The following is a 16,133-nucleotide window of genomic DNA, read 5'->3' as shown; positions in this document are numbered from 1 at the left end:
ATTGAATCGCACGTCCGCGCTCGAGTCGCTTTTGCGTGCGAACAAGGCGCGGTGACTGCCGTGCAGTCACTCTGCACAAGGGAACCGCAACGCCGTGCGCATGCCCGTTTTCGACAACAACGGGCGGACGAGCCCCTGCTTTCAATGGCTTGTGGGGTTGGTGTCCCCTGTTCCCCGATCCTGCGTTGCGCCGCTTGCGGGTAGAACCACTACCCGCTGCACGACGTGCCTTGTCTCGGAACGCTTTGTCTCGAAAACTGGGGGGCACCAACGCGGACGTGCGATTCAATCAGCGTCTCCCTAGCGCACCCCTAAAGGGTGGGCGACGGGCTGGTAGGCGATGGCACCCAGCACCAGGCTGAGCCCGATCAGCGCGATCACGCCTCCTCCGGTCAGGCCCAGGGCGGGGCCGATATAGGTCAGGCGGCCCATGCGGGAGGGGCCCAGCCAGCGGCGCGTCCAGTCGCGTGCGGAAACGGCGAGGGTTGCCAGCACCGAGACCGTCGCCGCCGTCCCGAGTGACATCGCCAGTACGGCAGCGACGCCGGCCCAGGCGAGTCCCAAGGCAGTCGAGACGGCCATGATCAACACCGCGCCGGAGCAGGGCCGAATGCCCACCGCCAGCACGGTGGCCCACCAGGTACCTCGGTGGTTCGGATCGACGTGATGCGGGGTGCCACAGCCACAGTGCTCGTCCTGTGCATGCTTGTGCCCGTGGTCATGGTCATGGTCATGGTCATGCACATGTTCGGGGGCGTGCGCGGCGGCGACGGCCTGCCGGTGCGCACGATGCAGCCGCCAGGCGTGCCGCAGGGCGCGCACCATCAGCCACAACCCCAGCAGTGCGACGAGCGCAAAGCTGGCGATCTCCAGGGTTCGCACCTGGCCCAGGGTGTCGCGCGCAAGCCAGCCGAACAGGCCGATCAGCACGCCGACCAGGACGATAGCGGTCACGCCCTGGGCCAGTGCGGAGACGGTGGACAGCAGGATGCCGCGGCGCAGGTTCTGGGGCTGGGTCAGCAGGTAGGCACTGATGACTGCCTTGCCGTGGCCGGGCCCGGCCGCATGGAAGACGCCGTAGAGCAGGCTGACCAGGATTAGGGCGCCAGCGGTCTGTTTTGTAGGCCCATCGCGCAGGGCATGCAGGCCCTCGGTCAGGCCGCGATGCAGTTGGCGCTGGGTTTGCAGCATCCAGCCGGTCAGGCGCTCCAGGGCGCCGGGCGGTTCAGCCAGCGGGGCGGGTGCCCTGGTGGCGGTGGGCGAGCCAAGGTCATCGCGCTCGGCCGAGGATTCTGTGGGGGCTCCCAGCGGGTGGCTGCCCTCGGCCTGCAAGGGGCCCGCACCAACGACCATAAGGAGCAGCCACAGCAACCCCTGAAGGTTCGGGCGGGAAGGGTGTTGAGACAGGCGGCCTGTGCGCATAGCGTTATAATATAACACTTGAGTCGCGGTGTGGTGTGCGCGGTGTCCGGTTGTGGAGTTGCGCCGTGATCAATCGCATTCCAGCTTGGCCGTCTCCGCGAAGTGACGTCCAAGGTTGTCGACCGGACTGCGGTCCTGACGTTCCAGGGTGGCGGCGTAGCGAATCAGTTGCGGATCCGGGCGCGCCTCGGTGATGGCCACCTTGCAGCCGGTCTGGTTCTCGACGAATACGATATCGTCGGGGTCGTGCAGGATCTCGATCCAGTATTCGGGGTCGAAAACCCGGTAGTTGAAGGGGTCGCCGGCCGCGATGCCCAGTTCGTCCAACGGCAGTTCAAAGCGCAGATGCAGCCGTTGGTCTTCCAGCGTCAGGCGGGCGTTGCGGGCCTGCGGGACCTCCAGCTGCTGACCGTCTCCACGCAGTTCGGTGAAGTAGTCGTAGGCGGCCAGATTCTCCAGCATCCGTTCGGCTGCGTGCTCCAATGCCGCGTCGATTCCGGTGCCTCCATCCAGCTCATGCGTCAGATCCTCCAGCAGCATGTGGCTGTAGGTTGGATCAATGAGCCAGGCCTGTTCCATCCGCTCAAGCTCGCCGTCGTCGCTGAAGATCAGCCCTACGCGCAGGTCGATCCAGGCGTGTGGGTGGGCAAGCGCACCCGCCGGAATGAGCAGGCCAGCCAGCAGAAGGAGACGCATGAGCGAGGGACGGAGTCGCATGGCCTTCAGGTGGCGCGCTGCCAGCGGGTGCCGTCGGGGGTGTCCTCAAGCTCGATACCGCGCGCGATCAGTTCGTCTCGGATCGCATCGGCGCTGGCGAAATCACGATTCTTGCGGGCGGCCTGGCGCGCGGCGATGCGTTCTTCCACCCAGGCGCCCAGGTCGCCATCGTCCGTCGCACCCTGGAACCAGGTCGCCGGGTCTTGTTGCAGCAGGCCCAGCAGGGCAGCGCCGGCCAGGAGTTCACCCTTGCGGCGGGCGCGCTCGGCGTCGCTGTCGGCCTTTGCCAGGGCGTCACTCATCCGGTGCAATGCGGTGATCGCCGCCGGGGTGTTGAGATCGTCCAGCAAGGCCGTGAATACCGGCGTCTCGGCGGCTACGACCGGCTCGGGTTCAATTGCCGCCGCGTCGCGCAGTGCACGATAGAGCCCGTTCAGGCTGTTTCGGGACTGCGTCAGGGTCTCGTCCGAGAAATTCAGCGGTGCGCGGTAGTGGCGCGACAGCAGCGCTAGACGCAGGACCTCGCCGGGATAGTGCTGCAGCAGATCGTGCAAGAGCTGGAAGTTGCCCAGCGACTTGGACATCTTCTCGCCGTCGATGGTCAGGTGACCGTTGTGCATCCAGTAGCGTGCGTAATGGGTGCCGTGTTCGTGGCAGCCCTCGGCCGCGCAGCCCTGGGCGATCTCATTTTCGTGATGTGGAAACACCAGATCGTGGCCGCCGCCGTGGAGGTCAATCATCGGCCCCAGGTGGCTGCGGATCATGGCGGTGCATTCCAGGTGCCAGCCGGGGCGGCCGTGGCCCCAGGGGCTGTCCCAGCCGGGCTCGTCCGCCGTGGCGGGCTTCCACAGCACGAAGTCGCCGGGATGGCGCTTGTAGTCGGCGACATCGACGCGCGCGCCGGCCTGCATGTCGGCCAGCGAGCGTCCGGACAAGGCGCCATAGTCGGGATAGGAAGTCACATCGAACAACACGTGTCCGTCGGCCGCATAGGCGTGGCCGCGTTCGATCAGCCGTTCGATCAGCTCGATCATCGGCTGGATATGCTCGGTCGCGCGCGGTTCAATGGTGGGCTCCAGTGTGCCCAGGGCCGCGATGTCTTCGTGGAAGGCCTGGGTGAAGCGCTCGGTCAGAACGCTGATTGCCTCGCCATTGTCAGCGGCCGCCTTGTTGATCTTGTCATCCACGTCCGTGATGTTGCGGGCATAGATCACGTGTTCCGGGCCGTAGAGCTCGCGCAGCACCCGAAACAGCACGTCGAATACCACGACCGGGCGGCCGTTACCGATATGCACCCGGTTGTACACGGTGGGGCCGCAGACGTAGACCGTGACGCGTTTGGGGTCCTGCGGGACGAAGGGTTCGTCGCGCCCGCCCAGGGTGTTGTGCAGGGTGAGTGTGGGCGTCTCGCTCATTGCCCGCGATCCTTGCCGTAAAGAGTCTCGGGGTCGATCTCGGGATCGCTGGTGACGACGACGGTATCGCGCTCCACTTGCAGGTAAAAGCAGCTACGCCGTCCCGTATGGCAGGCCGGGCCGGTCTGATCGACCTTCAGTAGCAAGGTGTCGCCATCGCAGTCGATGTGAAGCGAATGCAGCCGCTGGACCTGTCCGGATTGTTCGCCCTTGCGCCACAGCGCCTGGCGTGAGCGCGAGTAGTAGCAGACCTGGCCGGTCGCCAGGGTCTCGTCCAGGGCCTCACGATTCATCCACGCCAGCATCAGCACCTCGCCGGTGTCGTGCTGCTGGGCAATTGCCGGGATCAGGCCGGCATCGTTGAGTTTTAGGCGCGTCAGGACCTCGCGGGCCGGGTGGCGCTCGCCAAGGGGGTCGCTTTCGAGTTGCTTGAACATGGCCGAAATTCGCTTGCGGTGGCGGCGCAGAATAGCATCTCCGGGCCCCACGCCGAAGCCTGGCCGCGCGTGCAAACCGTGGCGGCGGGCGACGCGGTTGCGCTGGCGCTCCGAGTGGTCAATGCTCAGGATGGGGCGTTTAGCGCTGCGCGCGGGACCGCGCCCCTCCGCGACGGCCGGGGAGGCGGAATGGCGCGAGGCAACACGGAAGGCAGGCGGGCGAGTGCAGGACGCACCGCGGCGACCATCGCGATCATCTACCTGGTGTTCGGCCTGGTATGGATCGCGTTGTCCGACCGCGCCTTGCTTTGGATGGTCGACGACGTCGTACTGCTGGCCCAGATGCAGACGCTCAAGGGCTGGGCCTATGTGGCGGTGACCGCGATAGGCCTCTTTCTTCTGGTGTACTACCCGCTAAGGGCTCGGGATCGCGCGTCCCGCGAGGCGTGCCGGCTGACCGGTATTGTCGAGCGCTCTCCCGTGGTGGCCGTCGAATGGGCCGCCACCCGGGGCTGGCCGGTCACGTACGTCTCGCCGAATATCGCCCGTTGGGGACTCGATCGCAGTTCCCTGTTGCGGGGCGATTTGAACTACGCCGATTTGATCCATCCCGATGACATCGAGCGTATCGTCGGCGAGGTGGCCGCGCATATTGACCGTGGCCCGGATCGCTATACCCAGGTTTATCGGCTGCGACGCGGCCATGGCGACTGGATCTGGCTGGAAGACCGCACCTGGCTGACTCGAGACGACCAGGGGCAGGTGATTCGAATCCACGGCTTGTTGCTGGACGTCACCGAACGCCTGCGGGCCGAACAGGATCTGCGTGACTCCGAGACGCGGTTCCGGGCCATTTTCGACAATGTGCAGGAGGCGATCCTCCTGCAAGACCTCGATACCGAGGCGCTGATCGAGGTCAACGCCGCTGCCGAGCAGATGTACGGATACAGCCGTAGCGAGCTGCTGGATTGCAACGTGGACGATCTGAGCGCCGACGAGACCGGCTTCGATGTCCAGCGCCAGAAGGCGCTGATGGAGCGTGCTCGGCGCGGCGAACAGCTGGTGTTCGAGTGGCGCGCGCGCCACCGTGATGGCCACGGCTTCTGGGTGGAGGCCAATCTGAAGGCGACCGAGATTGCCGGGGAAAGACTGCTGCTGGTGACCCTGCGCAATATCGAGGCGCGCAAGCAGGCCGAGACGGCCCTGGCACGGCAGGTGGATCGCCTGAGCCAGGCGGAGCGCCACGCCGGGCTGGGCAGCTGGGAATTCATCCTGGAGACCCGCGAGATGTGGTGGTCCGACCGTCTGTACGGGCTGCTGGGCCAGGAGGCCCACTATGGCACCCCTACGCTGGAGGCCTTCGCGCGCGACTTCTTCGACCTGGATTCGGAAGACGGGGCGAGCTTTTCCACCGCGATGGAGGCCTTGCTGGCGGGCGCCGAGCTGGGTCCCAGGCGGTTGCTTCTGCGCGCTCTGCCGGTAGTACGCGAGGGCGCCTGGTTTAGCCTCACCATCGAGGCGCCGGTCGAGCGTGCCGACGGGGTGCACTATGTCCAGGGTACGGTGCTGGAGGTCAGCGAGCTCAAGCGCAACGAGATGGAGCTGCGCAATCTGAACGCGACCCTGGAGCAACGGGTAGCCGAGCGCACTGCCTCCCTGCAGGCCTTGAACCAGGAGCTGGAATCCTTCTCCTATGCGGTATCGCATGACCTGAAGGCGCCCTTGCGCGGGATTGAGGGCTACAGCCAGTTGTTGGAGGCTGACTATGCCGACCAGCTGGAAGGCGAAGGCAAGGCCTTCATCCGCAACATCCGCAACGGTGTGGCGCAGATGCACGAGCTGATCTCGGATCTGCTGGCCTATTCGCGTATGGAACGTCGGCCCCTGGAGGAGCGTGAGGTTGGTGTGCGTGCGCTGGTGGAGGAGGTGCTGGCGTCGATGGATTCGGGATTGCGTAAGCGGGCTGAGGTGAAGCTGGAAATCGATCCGGATCTGCGTTTCGTCAGCGATCCTGATGGGCTGGCGCTGATCCTGCGCAATCTCCTGGAAAATGGCCTTAAATTCAGTGCCGAACGTGATCCACCCAAAGTAACGGTGCAGGCGGAATCCCGCAGTGCTACGCTCGGAATCTCGGTACGGGACAATGGGATTGGCTTTGACATGGCGTTTCAGGATCGCATCTTCGATATCTTCCAGCGCCTGAACCGCGCCGAGGCCTATCCCGGTACTGGGGTTGGGCTCGCGCTAGTGCGGCGCGCGGTCCATCGTCTGGGTGGCGAGATTCGCGCGGAAAGCGAGCCCGGGGAGGGCGCCACGTTCCATATCGAGTTCCCGCGATGAGCCCCGCCACGCGCCAGCCTTCGATCCTGGTGGTGGAGGACAACCCGGTTGATATCGACCTGATGCGGCGCGCCTTCGAGCGGCGCAACCTCACCAATCCTCTGGAAGTTGCGCGCGACGGTGTGGAAGCCCTGGCGCTCCTCGAGCGCTGGGAGCAGGGCGAACTGGCGCCGCCGGCGGTGATCCTGTTGGACATCAAGCTGCCCAAGGTGGACGGGCTGGAGGTGCTGCGCCGTATCCGTGAACACGAGCGCTTCCGCCGCATCCCGGTGGTGATGCTGACCTCCTCCAACGAAGACCGTGACATCGCCACCGCGTACGACTCCGGCGCCAATTCCTACATCGTCAAGCCGGTCGATTTTGCGAAGTTCCTGGAGGTGGCCGAACAGGTCGAGCTCTACTGGTGCCTGCTCAATCAGGCGCCGAGTTAACCCCTCCGCTACAACGTACGAGACCGCATGCGAATCCTGCTCGTAGAAGACAGCCTGGCGGACGCCGACCTGCAACGCCGGGTCCTCGAGCGTCAGGTGCCCGAGGCCGAGGTTGTCGTGTCCCGCACCCTGGGCGATGCACGCGCGACGCTTACGGCCGAGAAGCCGTTCGATTGCATGGTGGTGGACCTGCGCCTCCCGGATGGGAGCGGGCTTGATTTGCTCGGCGAACTGCGAGCCGCGGAGCGGGGAGAGGCGGTGCTGGTGCTGACCGGCCATGGTGAGCAGGAGACCGTGGTGGCGGCGTTCCGGGCCGGGGCCGACGACTATTTGACCAAGGCGGATGACTACCTGGAACGCTTGCCGCAACGGGTGGTGGATGCCTGTGCTCGCCGCGAGCTGCGTCTGACCGCAGGGCGCGAGCCCCTAAGGGTGCTCTATGCCGAGCACAACGAATTTGATATCGGTCTCACGCGGCGTGAGCTCGCGCGAACGGCCCCGCAGATTCATCTGGTGCCCGTACGCACGGCCGAGGAGGCGCTTGCGGCACTACCCGAGAACGCCACGGACGAGCTGGAGTTCGACCTGCTGCTGGTGGATTACCGTCTGCCCGGCATTGATGGCCTGGAGCTGGCGCGCCTCGTACGCGAGGAACGCGGGCTGGACCTGCCCACCATCCTGATCACCGGCCAGGGGACCGAGGACCTCGCGGTCCGGGCGCTGCGCATGGGGGTCGAGGACTACGCGATCAAGGCGGAAGGCTATCTGAAGACGCTGCCCACATTGCTGGACCAGGTCTATGCCCGCGCCGGTTTGCGCCGGGAGCGGGCGGCATTGGCGGAGTCCGAACGGCGCTATCGCCAGGTGATCGAACGCGCAGGCGACATTGTCTTCGAGATCGACGCGGCGGGTTGTTGGCAGTTCCTGAACCCGGCCTGGACAGCCATTACGGGCTTCTCGGTAGACGTGGCCCTTGGCGAGGAGATGCTGGCATTCATGCCCCTGGAGGACCGCGCGGCGGCGGCCCGTCTCCTGGTACAAGCGGCGGAGTCCGATGATGGTGCGCTGACGCAGGAGATCCGTCTGCGGACGGCGGATGGCTCGCTTTGTTGGCTGGAACTGCGCGGCCACGTGCATCTGGACCCTGCCGGGAACCCCGCGGGCCTGTCCGGAAGCCTGGTGGACGTGACCCGGCGCGTGTTGGGGCAGCGGGTGCAGGAAGTGCGCGCGGATGTTCTGGCGCGTCTGGCGACGGGTGAGCGCGATCCCCGGCTATTGGAGGATGTGGTCAGGGGGCTGGAATCGCTGGCGCCTGACCTGTATGGCTGCGTGATGCTGCTGGATGCGGACAGCCAGGAGCTCCACAGTGTTACGGCGTCGCGCATTCCCGATCCGCTGCGCAGTGCGACGCGCCGTCTTCGGGCGGACGAGGGCATGGGTTCGTGTGGCGAGGCCGCATGGAGCGGGACGCCGATGATTGTCGAGGACTGCGCCAGTCACCCGAACTGGGCGGGGTTCTGTGACCTGGTGAATAGAGCCGGTTTTCAGGCTTGCTGGTCATTTCCATTCCGGGACGCGGACGGTGGGGTCCTGGGAACCCTGGGTATCTATCTGAAGACCGCACGCGGGCCGAATCCGGGCGAACAGGTCCTGATTGACGAGTTCACCCAGATTGCCGGACTGGCGGCGCAGAAGCTGCGGACCGCACAGGCCCTGGGCGAACGCGAGCGGGCGCTGCGCACCGCGGCCGAGCTGACGGTGGAACTGCTGCGCGAGGACAATCCCGCCAGCGTAATCCATCGCCTGCTGGCGGAGCTGGGCCACGAGGCGCGGGCCGACCGCGCCTATGTGCTGGTCGCGGAACTCGATCATGCCGCACGCGAGGCGCTGGATATCCACCGCTATTACTGGGTGCGCTCGGATGCGGATCAGGCGATTCGGCCACCCCCCTTGCGCAACCTGAGCCTGGAATCGGTGCTGCCACGCTGGCATACGGTCCTGCAAGGCGGGGGCGCGGTGGATGTGCTGACCCGCGAGCTGCCGGATGCCGAGCGTGAGATCCTGGAGGCCTCGCAGAGCCAGGCGATCCTGCTGGTCCCCCTGTACGTCGAGGGGGAGTACCGTGGCTTTCTGGCACTGGACCGAGTTCTGCAGGCACAGCGCTGGACGGCCGCCGATCAAAGCCTTGCCCGCATTGTGGCGTCCAGCCTTGGGGCGGCTCTGGAACGACGTCAGGCTTTGTTGGGGCTGCGGCGCATGGCGGCGGTGTTCGAGAGTACCCGCGATGGCGTAGTCATTACGGACCTGACGCCGCGGATTGTTGCAGTCAATCCGGCCTTCGAGGAGATCACCGGCTACGCCGAGAGTGAGGCAATCGGTCGCAACCCCAGCTTCCTGCAATCCGGCCGCCACGACGCGGCCTTTTTCCAGTGCATGTGGGAGGCGTTGCAACGCGATGGACACTGGCAGGGCGAGATCTGGAATCGTCGCCGCAACGGGGAAGTGGGTCCGCAGTGGTTGAGTCTGAGTACGGTGCAGGACGAGCAGGGTCATGCGCTGCACTACGCCGGGGTGCTCACGGACATGTCCGCACTACGGCGTTCGGAGGAAGAGCTCCAGTACCTGGCGCAGCACGATGCCCTGACCGACTTGCCCAATCGTAGCCAGCTTCAAACCATGCTGGGCCAGGCGTTGGAGCGTGCACACATGCACGGGTACCGCGTCGCGGTGCTCAACCTGGACCTGGACCGGTTCAAGAACGTCAACGATTCGATGGGACACCCGGTGGGCGACCAGGTCCTGGTGGATGTCGCGCGTCGCTTGCGCGAGGCCGTGGGGCAGGCTCATGCCCTTGGGCGCCTGGGCGGCGACGAGTTCCTGGTGGTGGCGGAAAACCCGGCCAGTGATGACGCGGTTGCCCAGTGTGCTGACGATCTTTTGGCGAGTCTGGAAAAACCACTCGTCCTGGAAGATGGGCGTTCGGTCTACCTGAACGGCAGTATCGGCATCAGCTTGTTCCCGGATCATGGCGATACCGCCACCGCACTGATCCAGCACGCAGACACCGCCATGTATAAGGCCAAGGCCTCGGGCCGCCAGACCTGGAGTCTCTATACCCAGGCCCTGACGCGCGCGGCGGACGAACGTCTGGAGCTGGAAAACCGGCTGCGTCACGCCCTGGAGGCGAACAGCGGGGAGCTGCGACTGCATTTTCAGCCCCAGGTGAATTTGGTGGGTAGTCGGCCGTTCGGGATGGAGGCGTTGCTGCGCTGGCAGCCGGAAAACGGCGAGATGATTCCGCCCGACCGCTTCATCCCGGTTGCCGAAGATACCGGGCTGATCGTGGCGTTGGGTGAATGGGTACTGCGAGAGGCCTGTGATGCGGGGCGGCGGCTATTGGATCGTGGGGCTGGCAATTTCAGTATGGCGGTCAACCTCTCCCCGGTCCAGCTCCAGCGAGGTGATTTCGCGAGTCGGGTGGCCGAGATTCTTTCCCTGACCGACTTCCCGGCGGCTCAACTGGAGCTGGAGATCACCGAGACCGCGATCATGCAGCAGGGCGAACAAGGGGTGGCGCGACTGACGGCGTTGAAAGAGCTGGGGGTTCGGCTGGCCATCGATGACTTTGGTACCGGCTATTCCTCACTGGCGGCCCTGCGCACCTATCCCCTGGATGTGTTGAAGATTGACCGCAGTTTTGTCGACGGCGTGACCAACGATAACGCCGATCGCGAGATCGTGGCGACCATCATTGCGATGGGCCGCAACCTGAATATGCAGGTCATCGCGGAAGGGGTGGAGACGGCGGAACAGAGCGCCTTCCTGCTGGAGCGTGGCTGTGCCCTTGGCCAGGGTTACTACTTCAGCCACCCGCTGGAGTATGCGGCGCTGGAAGCCTGGATGGGCGAGCACATGGACCTTTCCTCCGCGAAGCGCTGATTCAAGGTCTAGGGCTTTGTTCACCACGAAGCTCACGAAGGCACGAAGAAGGGCCAGTGCAAGGGCTAGGTCAAGAACGGGTTACAGGAAGGTAAGGAACTCAGGAAGGTTTTGGGAGCGGCGATGGGTGGCTTTCCCGGCTGCTGTGAGTTCAACGAAGATTTTGATGCTGTCTCACAATCCGGCCGATTGAGTGGAACCTCTCAGGACGACGTCGGCCACATGTACCGTGGACCGTGAAGCCCGATTTGGCATGGCTTTCGTGGGGTGGCTCGAGTAGCCTTTCTTCCGCCATTCACTGTCTGGAGTTGCCCGATGCCCGACCCGGCTCATCCCACCGCGATGCGTTCCATTACCTTCCACGGCCTGGAGCCGGGGCCGCGTCTGGTTGTGCTGGGGGCGGTGCACGGCAACGAGACCTGCGGGACCCAGGCAACCGAGCGCCTGAACGAGGAGCTGGAATCGGGTGAACGTCGTCTGCTGCGCGGGCAGCTGACGCTGGTTCCACGCACCAACCCGCTGGCCTATCGGCTCGGTCAGCGTATGGGCGAGCGCAATCTGAACCGCAACCTGCGCGTGACGGACGACCCGCAAGATTTTGAGGACCGCATCGCCAATGTTCTGTGCCCGCTGTTGGCGGCGCATGACGTGTTGCTGGATCTGCACTCGTTCCACACTGGTGGGCAGCCGTTCATTATGCTCGGCCCGCGCAACAACGCGGGCGAGCTGGAGGGCTTTGCGCAGGCGCGCGAGGAAGAGGCGTTGGCTGCGTGTTTGGGGCCGCAGCGCATGGTCGAGGGGTGGTTGGACAGCTATGCTCGCGGTGTCGCGCGGCGGATGAAGAACCCGAATGCCAGTCAGCGGGCGCAGATGCTCTCCACCGACCCCAGTTACGGTATCGGCACGACCGAGTACATGCGCTCGCAGGGCGGCTATGGCGTGACGCTGGAGTGCGGTCAGCATGACGACCCCGGCGCGCCGATGGTGGCCTACAACGCGATCCTCAATACGCTGGCCCACCTGGGGATGCTGGACGCCCCGGCCACACCAGGCCAGGCGAACCCGGAGGTGCTGCGTCTGGTCGAGGTGGTCGATCGGGATCATCCGGACGACCGTTTCGCGCGGGAGTGGAAGAGCTTTGATCCGCTGGAGGCGGGCGACCTGATCGGTATCCGGGCCGATGGTGCCGAGGTGCGCGCCCCGGAGCCCGGGTTCATCGTGTTCCCCAACCCCAATTCGTTGCCGGGCAACGAGTGGTTCTATCGCGCCGAGTTCAGCGATCGCCAGGTCGTCTGATCCGGCATGGACTTTGATGTTTCCGGCCTGGCGCTGCTGCTCCTCGCCGCTGGATTCTTCGCCGGCCTGCTGAATGCCGTCGCTGGTGGCGGCAGTTTCCTGACCCTGCCGGCCTTGATGAGCGTCGGCGTGCCGCCCGTGGCCGCGAATGCCACGGGCACTGCGGCGCTTCTACCCGGCTATCTCGCCAGCGTGCTGGTGGATCGCCGGCGGTTGCGCGAAGCCTGGGTAGGCCTGGGTGGTCGATTGGCCTGGGCGCTGTTGCTGGCAGGCATGTTCGGTGGGGCCATCGGGGCCGCTATTCTGCTGCTGACCGGTGATGCCCGCTTCCGCGCACTGATCCCTTGGTTATTGTTGCTGGCGACGCTCTTGTTTGCGTTGGAGCCTTGGTTGCAGCGCCAGGCCGCGCGGGCCCAGCCCGGTCCACTGCGCGTAATGGGGGCCGGGCTGGGTTGCGCCTATGGCGGCTATTTCAACGGCGGGGTGGGCATCCTGTTGCTGGCGATCCTGCGTGGCCAGGGTGTCGTGGATCTTGCGCGGGCGAACGCGGTGAAGAATCTCCTGTCCTCCGTACTCACGCTGATGGCCGTGGTGGTGTACGTCGCGGGCGGTCAGGTCGTGGCGACCGGGTTGCTGGCGGTCGGGGCTGGCGCGATTCTGGGCGCGCGCCTCGGTATTGTCCTGGTGCGCCGTCTGCCCGAGGCGGGCTACCGCCACGCCGTGACTGCGATCGGCGCGGCGATCACGGTCCTGTTCTTCCTCGACCCCGCCTGGTTGGCACCACCTGGCTTGTAGGATGCATTGAGCGAAGCGGAATGCATCGGTCAGCGTTTGGTGTAATCGCCTTGGTGGGCGGTGTTGATGCCTTTCGCTGCGCTCAATTGCATCCTATGTTGGGTGGGTAGCGCGTTGGGCGTGCTCGAGCGTCTGCGCGAGGTGGTCCAGAGCGGCGGCATCGGACTCGGGCAGGATCGCTTCGATGCGAGGGCGCAGAGGCGTGCTGGGTGCCTTCATGGGCTCAAGGCCGCCCTGGACATCCACGCGATTGAGGCGGTGCCACCCTCGCTCGGTCTCGACGAGACCCTTCAGCCGATCGCCGGTAAAGCCGTCGACCAGGTTCGCCAAGGTCGCGTGGTCGATGGTCTGGCCTTCCGGGAGGAGCCAACTGCGGCCGATGTAGCCATCGCCGCGGGTGTCGATGGTGACCCATTCGTCCACTGTGGGCATGGCGTGGTCATGCCCGTGATCGTGCTCATGCTCATGATCGTGGGCATGGTCATGCCCGTGATCGGTCTGCTCGGTCACGGTGTCGAGAAACGCTCGGGCCTCGGGAAACAGGGCGCCACCCCGGTCCAGTCGCGGCCGGTCCAGCCACTCGCGCTCGATGCGCCCGTGGGTGGTTTCGACCACCACCGGTCGCGGCGCGGGCATGGCGGCGACAAAGGTCTGGAGTGCCTCGCGGTCGTCATCGCTGTAGAGGTCCGCCTTGTTGGCCAGCAGCACGTCCGCCAGGGCGATCTGATCCTGCCAGTTGGGGTGTTCGCGATGGCGGGGTGAGGCCAGGTGGCGTGCGTCCATCAAGGTCACGGTCGCGCGTAGGTCGAGTACACCGGCATAGGGCGGCTCGGTCAGGGTGCGGATGATCTGTGCCGGGTGGCCGAGGCCGGTGGGTTCGATCAGGATGCGGTCGGGCTTCTGGCTGCGGATCAGCCGGTTTAGCCCGACGGTGAACATCTGGGCGGAGACACAGCATAGGCAGCCGCCGGGGATCTCCTCCAGGGCGACGCCGGTATCGGCCAGCAGGCCGCCGTCCACGCCGATCTCGCCGAACTCGTTGACCAGCACGGCCCAGTGTTCGCCCTCCGGGCGCTGGGCGAGCAGGTGGCGGATGGCGGTGGTCTTGCCGACACCGAGAAACCCGGTGATCAGGTTGAGCGGGATGTCCTGGTGCCGCTGCATGCTAGGTAAACACTGATCCATGTACGCGCTCACGCTCGAGTCGCTTTTGCGTGCGAACAAGGCGCGGTGACCGCCGTGCAGTCATTCTGCACAAGGGAGCCGCAACGCCGTTCGCGCGCAAAAGAGGCCGAGCCCCTTCGTTGATTAAATTGTGGGGTTGGCACCCCAGGTTCTCCGATCCTGCGTTGCGGCCCGTTTTAGTCAAAAACGGGCCGGTAGAACCACTACCGGCTGCGCACCGCCCCTTGTCTCGGAAAACCTGGGGTACCAACGGGAGTGTGTACATGGATCAGTGTTTCCCTAGCCGGCCCCGTCGCCGGAGGGTTCCGGGCTGTCGCGGAGCGTTTCCGGGGCGGCCCCTTCGCTTTCGAGGCTGCGGTACATCGCCTCTTCCGCTTCCTGATTCAGCACAATCAGCGTGATCCGCCGGTTGATCGCGGCCTCCGGATCGTCGCGGTTGAAGGGCACGCTGGCGGCCAGGCCGACGACCCGCGCGATCTGGTCGGGTTCGGTGCCGCCGGCGATCAGGGCGCGGCGCGCGGCGTTGGCGCGGTCGGCCGAGAGCTCCCAGTTGGTGTAGTCCGGGCGCAGCAGGGGCCGGGCGTCGGTGTGGCCGGTGATCGAGACCCGATTGGGCACCTGATTAATCAGGCCGGCCAGCTCGCGCAAGATCGCGTCCGCGTGATCCAGCGGGCGCGCACTGGCGCTGTCGAACATCGGCCGGTTCTCGCGATCGATGATCTGGATGCGCAGGCCCTCGGGTGTGATGTCCAGCAGCAGCTGGTCCTTAAAGGGCTCGAGCGCCTGGCTCTGGTCCAGGGCCTCCTCCAGCGCTTCCTGCAGGGTCTCCAGGGCCTCGCGGTCGCGCGCCTCGGCCAGCTCGTCGAGGGTTTCTTCATCGATGCCCGTAGGGGCCTCCATGGCCTCCGGGTCCTGAATGAGTTCCGGCATGCCCTCGAAGTCGATGATCGATGGGTCCACGCCGGTTCCGTCGCCGGGCGCCTGGCCCGGTGCGGGAGCTTCGCCCACGAAGGCGGAGGGATTCTGGAAGTACTCCGAGATCCCGGCGCGCTGGTCGTCATCCAGCGCAACGAGCAGCCACATCACCAGGAAGAAGCCCATCATCGCGAGCGTGAAGTCGGCGAAAGCGATCTTCCACGCGCCGCCGTGGTGGCCGCCCTGGACCACCTTCTTCTTGACGATGATCGGCTGGGTCTTGTCTTCGACTCCCATGGTAGTGATCCGGAGGCCGTCAGGCCCCCTTCACGTACTCTTCCAGTTCGGAGAAGCTTGGGCGCATCGCGCTTTCCATGGTCTTGCGACCGAACTCCACCGCGACCTGAGGGCTATAGCCCTGGACATTGGCGAGGATGCAGGCCTTGATGCACTGCAGGAACTTGGCTTCCTCCTGTGCGCGGGATTCGAGAGCGGTCGAGGTCGGCCCGGCAAAGCCGTAGGCCAGCAGAATCCCGAGGAACGAGCCGACCAGGGCAGCCGCCACGCTGGAGCCGATCTCCGCGATGGAGCCGTCGAGTTTGCCCATTGTCATCACGATGCCCAGAACCGCAGCCACGATACCGAAGCCGGGGAGGGCCTCCGCCACGCGGTGAACCGCGTGGGCCGGTTGGTGCGATTCCTCGTGGTGGGTCTCGAGGTCCAGGTCCATCAGGGCATCGAGTTCATGCGGGTTCATGCTGCCGGAGATAATCAGGCGCATGTAGTCGGTGATGAACTCCATCGCATGGTGATCCTGCAGGACCCGGGGGTGGGCCTTGAAGACCTCGCTTTCTTCCGGCTCCTCGATGTCGGCTTCCACCGCCATCAGGCCCTCTTTTCGGGCCTTGGTGAACAGCTTGTACATCATGGCCAGCAGGTCGAGATAGTCGTCCGACTTGTACTTGCTGCCCTTCATCAGGCTGGGGATGGACTTGAAGACGGTGATGACGACTCGGGGCGGGTTGGCGATCAGGAATGCCCCGAGCGCCGCGCCCCCGATGATCCAGTACTCGTAGGGCTGCCACATGACCCGGAGGTCGCCGCCATGAAAGTAGTATCCACCGAAGACCGATGAAAAAACGATGACGATACCAAGCAAATACTTCACGGACCCTGACCCCACGTTGCTTAAGCGCCATGTCGGACAGGCCATCCGTCCGCATGCATTGCTATAGTTGACG

The 16,133-nt window shown here is 65.3% G+C and carries 12 protein-coding genes; 5 read left to right on the top strand and 7 right to left on the bottom strand.

Going from position 1 to position 16,133, the window contains the following annotated elements:
• Positions 1-300 precede the first annotated feature (300 nt).
• From F462_RS10405 to hisI, 4 genes are all read right to left on the bottom strand, one after another.
• Positions 301-1,353, bottom strand: coding sequence for a nickel/cobalt transporter (locus F462_RS10405; protein ID WP_371180500.1), 1,053 nt, complete (start codon positions 1,351-1,353; stop codon positions 301-303).
• A 138-nt stretch (positions 1,354-1,491) separates the two neighbouring features.
• Positions 1,492-2,139 carry a DUF1007 family protein gene (locus tag F462_RS10400; RefSeq protein WP_038053929.1) on the bottom strand — a complete coding sequence of 216 codons (648 nt, stop codon included), beginning with the start codon at positions 2,137-2,139 and terminating at the stop codon, positions 1,492-1,494.
• Between the two features lie 5 nt (positions 2,140-2,144).
• Entirely contained in the window at positions 2,145-3,554 is a 1,410-nt protein-coding gene (gene cysS / locus F462_RS10395; protein WP_038053927.1) for a cysteine--tRNA ligase, read from the bottom strand.
• Positions 3,551-3,991 (bottom strand): phosphoribosyl-AMP cyclohydrolase, encoded by a 441-nt coding sequence (gene hisI / locus F462_RS10390; RefSeq protein ID WP_018874580.1) that lies wholly within the window; start codon positions 3,989-3,991, stop codon positions 3,551-3,553. Before hisI ends, cysS begins: the two co-directional genes overlap by 4 nt.
• 252 nt (positions 3,992-4,243) lie before the next feature.
• On the opposite strand from hisI, the gene F462_RS10385 reads away from it, so the two are divergent.
• From F462_RS10385 to F462_RS10365, 5 genes are all read left to right on the top strand, one after another.
• The gene (locus tag F462_RS10385) at positions 4,244-6,331 is read left to right on the top strand and encodes a PAS domain-containing sensor histidine kinase (RefSeq protein ID WP_026280092.1); all 2,088 of its coding nucleotides are present in this window, start codon (positions 4,244-4,246) and stop codon (positions 6,329-6,331) included.
• The gene (locus F462_RS10380; protein ID WP_038053924.1) at positions 6,328-6,762 is read left to right on the top strand and encodes a response regulator; all 435 of its coding nucleotides are present in this window, start codon (positions 6,328-6,330) and stop codon (positions 6,760-6,762) included. The genes F462_RS10385 and F462_RS10380 overlap by 4 nt, the downstream gene beginning before the upstream one ends.
• A 27-nt stretch (positions 6,763-6,789) precedes the next feature.
• Positions 6,790-10,701: an EAL domain-containing protein gene (locus F462_RS10375; RefSeq protein ID WP_038053921.1), complete on the top strand. Its 3,912-nt coding sequence runs from the start codon at positions 6,790-6,792 to the stop codon at positions 10,699-10,701.
• A 315-nt stretch (positions 10,702-11,016) separates the two neighbouring features.
• Entirely contained in the window at positions 11,017-11,997 is a 981-nt protein-coding gene (locus F462_RS10370; RefSeq protein WP_038053918.1) for a M14 family metallopeptidase, read from the top strand.
• Between the two features lie 6 nt (positions 11,998-12,003).
• Positions 12,004-12,792, top strand: coding sequence for a sulfite exporter TauE/SafE family protein (locus tag F462_RS10365; protein ID WP_018141674.1), 789 nt, complete (start codon positions 12,004-12,006; stop codon positions 12,790-12,792).
• Positions 12,793-12,885: 93 nt separating this feature from the next.
• Here F462_RS10365 and F462_RS10360 read toward each other — a convergent pair whose 3' ends face one another.
• From F462_RS10360 to motA, 3 genes are all read right to left on the bottom strand, one after another.
• Positions 12,886-13,956, bottom strand: a complete 1,071-nt coding sequence (locus tag F462_RS10360; RefSeq protein ID WP_018141673.1) for a CobW family GTP-binding protein — start codon at positions 13,954-13,956, stop codon at positions 12,886-12,888.
• A gap of 300 nt (positions 13,957-14,256) precedes the next feature.
• Positions 14,257-15,189 carry a flagellar motor protein MotB gene (motB, locus tag F462_RS10355; RefSeq protein ID WP_018874577.1) on the bottom strand — a complete coding sequence of 311 codons (933 nt, stop codon included), beginning with the start codon at positions 15,187-15,189 and terminating at the stop codon, positions 14,257-14,259.
• A 19-nt stretch (positions 15,190-15,208) separates the two neighbouring features.
• Positions 15,209-16,060 carry a flagellar motor stator protein MotA gene (gene motA / locus F462_RS10350; RefSeq protein ID WP_026181639.1) on the bottom strand — a complete coding sequence of 284 codons (852 nt, stop codon included), beginning with the start codon at positions 16,058-16,060 and terminating at the stop codon, positions 15,209-15,211.
• Between the last annotated feature and the right edge of the window lie 73 nt (positions 16,061-16,133).

The organism is Thioalkalivibrio sp. ALJ1, from assembly GCF_000745395.1.
Taxonomy (GTDB): domain Bacteria; phylum Pseudomonadota; class Gammaproteobacteria; order Ectothiorhodospirales; family Ectothiorhodospiraceae; genus Thioalkalivibrio.
The sequence above is the reverse complement of the archived record's forward strand: the minus strand, read 5'-3'. Positions and strand labels throughout refer to the sequence as shown.

Excerpts from the sequence above, each read along its gene's own strand:
- F462_RS10405 (WP_371180500.1), bottom strand. The coding sequence starts at position 1,353 with ATGGTCGTTGGTGCGGGCCCCTTGCAGGCCGAGGGCAGCCACCCGCTG.
- F462_RS10400 (WP_038053929.1), bottom strand. The coding sequence starts at position 2,139 with ATGCGACTCCGTCCCTCGCTCATGCGTCTCCTTCTGCTGGCTGGCCTG.
- cysS (WP_038053927.1), bottom strand. The coding sequence starts at position 3,554 with ATGAGCGAGACGCCCACACTCACCCTGCACAACACCCTGGGCGGGCGC.
- hisI (WP_018874580.1), bottom strand. The coding sequence starts at position 3,991 with ATGTTCAAGCAACTCGAAAGCGACCCCCTTGGCGAGCGCCACCCGGCC.
- F462_RS10380 (WP_038053924.1), top strand. The coding sequence starts at position 6,328 with ATGAGCCCCGCCACGCGCCAGCCTTCGATCCTGGTGGTGGAGGACAAC.
- F462_RS10375 (WP_038053921.1), top strand. The coding sequence starts at position 6,790 with ATGCGAATCCTGCTCGTAGAAGACAGCCTGGCGGACGCCGACCTGCAA.
- F462_RS10370 (WP_038053918.1), top strand. The coding sequence starts at position 11,017 with ATGCCCGACCCGGCTCATCCCACCGCGATGCGTTCCATTACCTTCCAC.
- F462_RS10365 (WP_018141674.1), top strand. The coding sequence starts at position 12,004 with ATGGACTTTGATGTTTCCGGCCTGGCGCTGCTGCTCCTCGCCGCTGGA.
- F462_RS10360 (WP_018141673.1), bottom strand. The coding sequence starts at position 13,956 with ATGCAGCGGCACCAGGACATCCCGCTCAACCTGATCACCGGGTTTCTC.
- motB (WP_018874577.1), bottom strand. The coding sequence starts at position 15,189 with ATGGGAGTCGAAGACAAGACCCAGCCGATCATCGTCAAGAAGAAGGTG.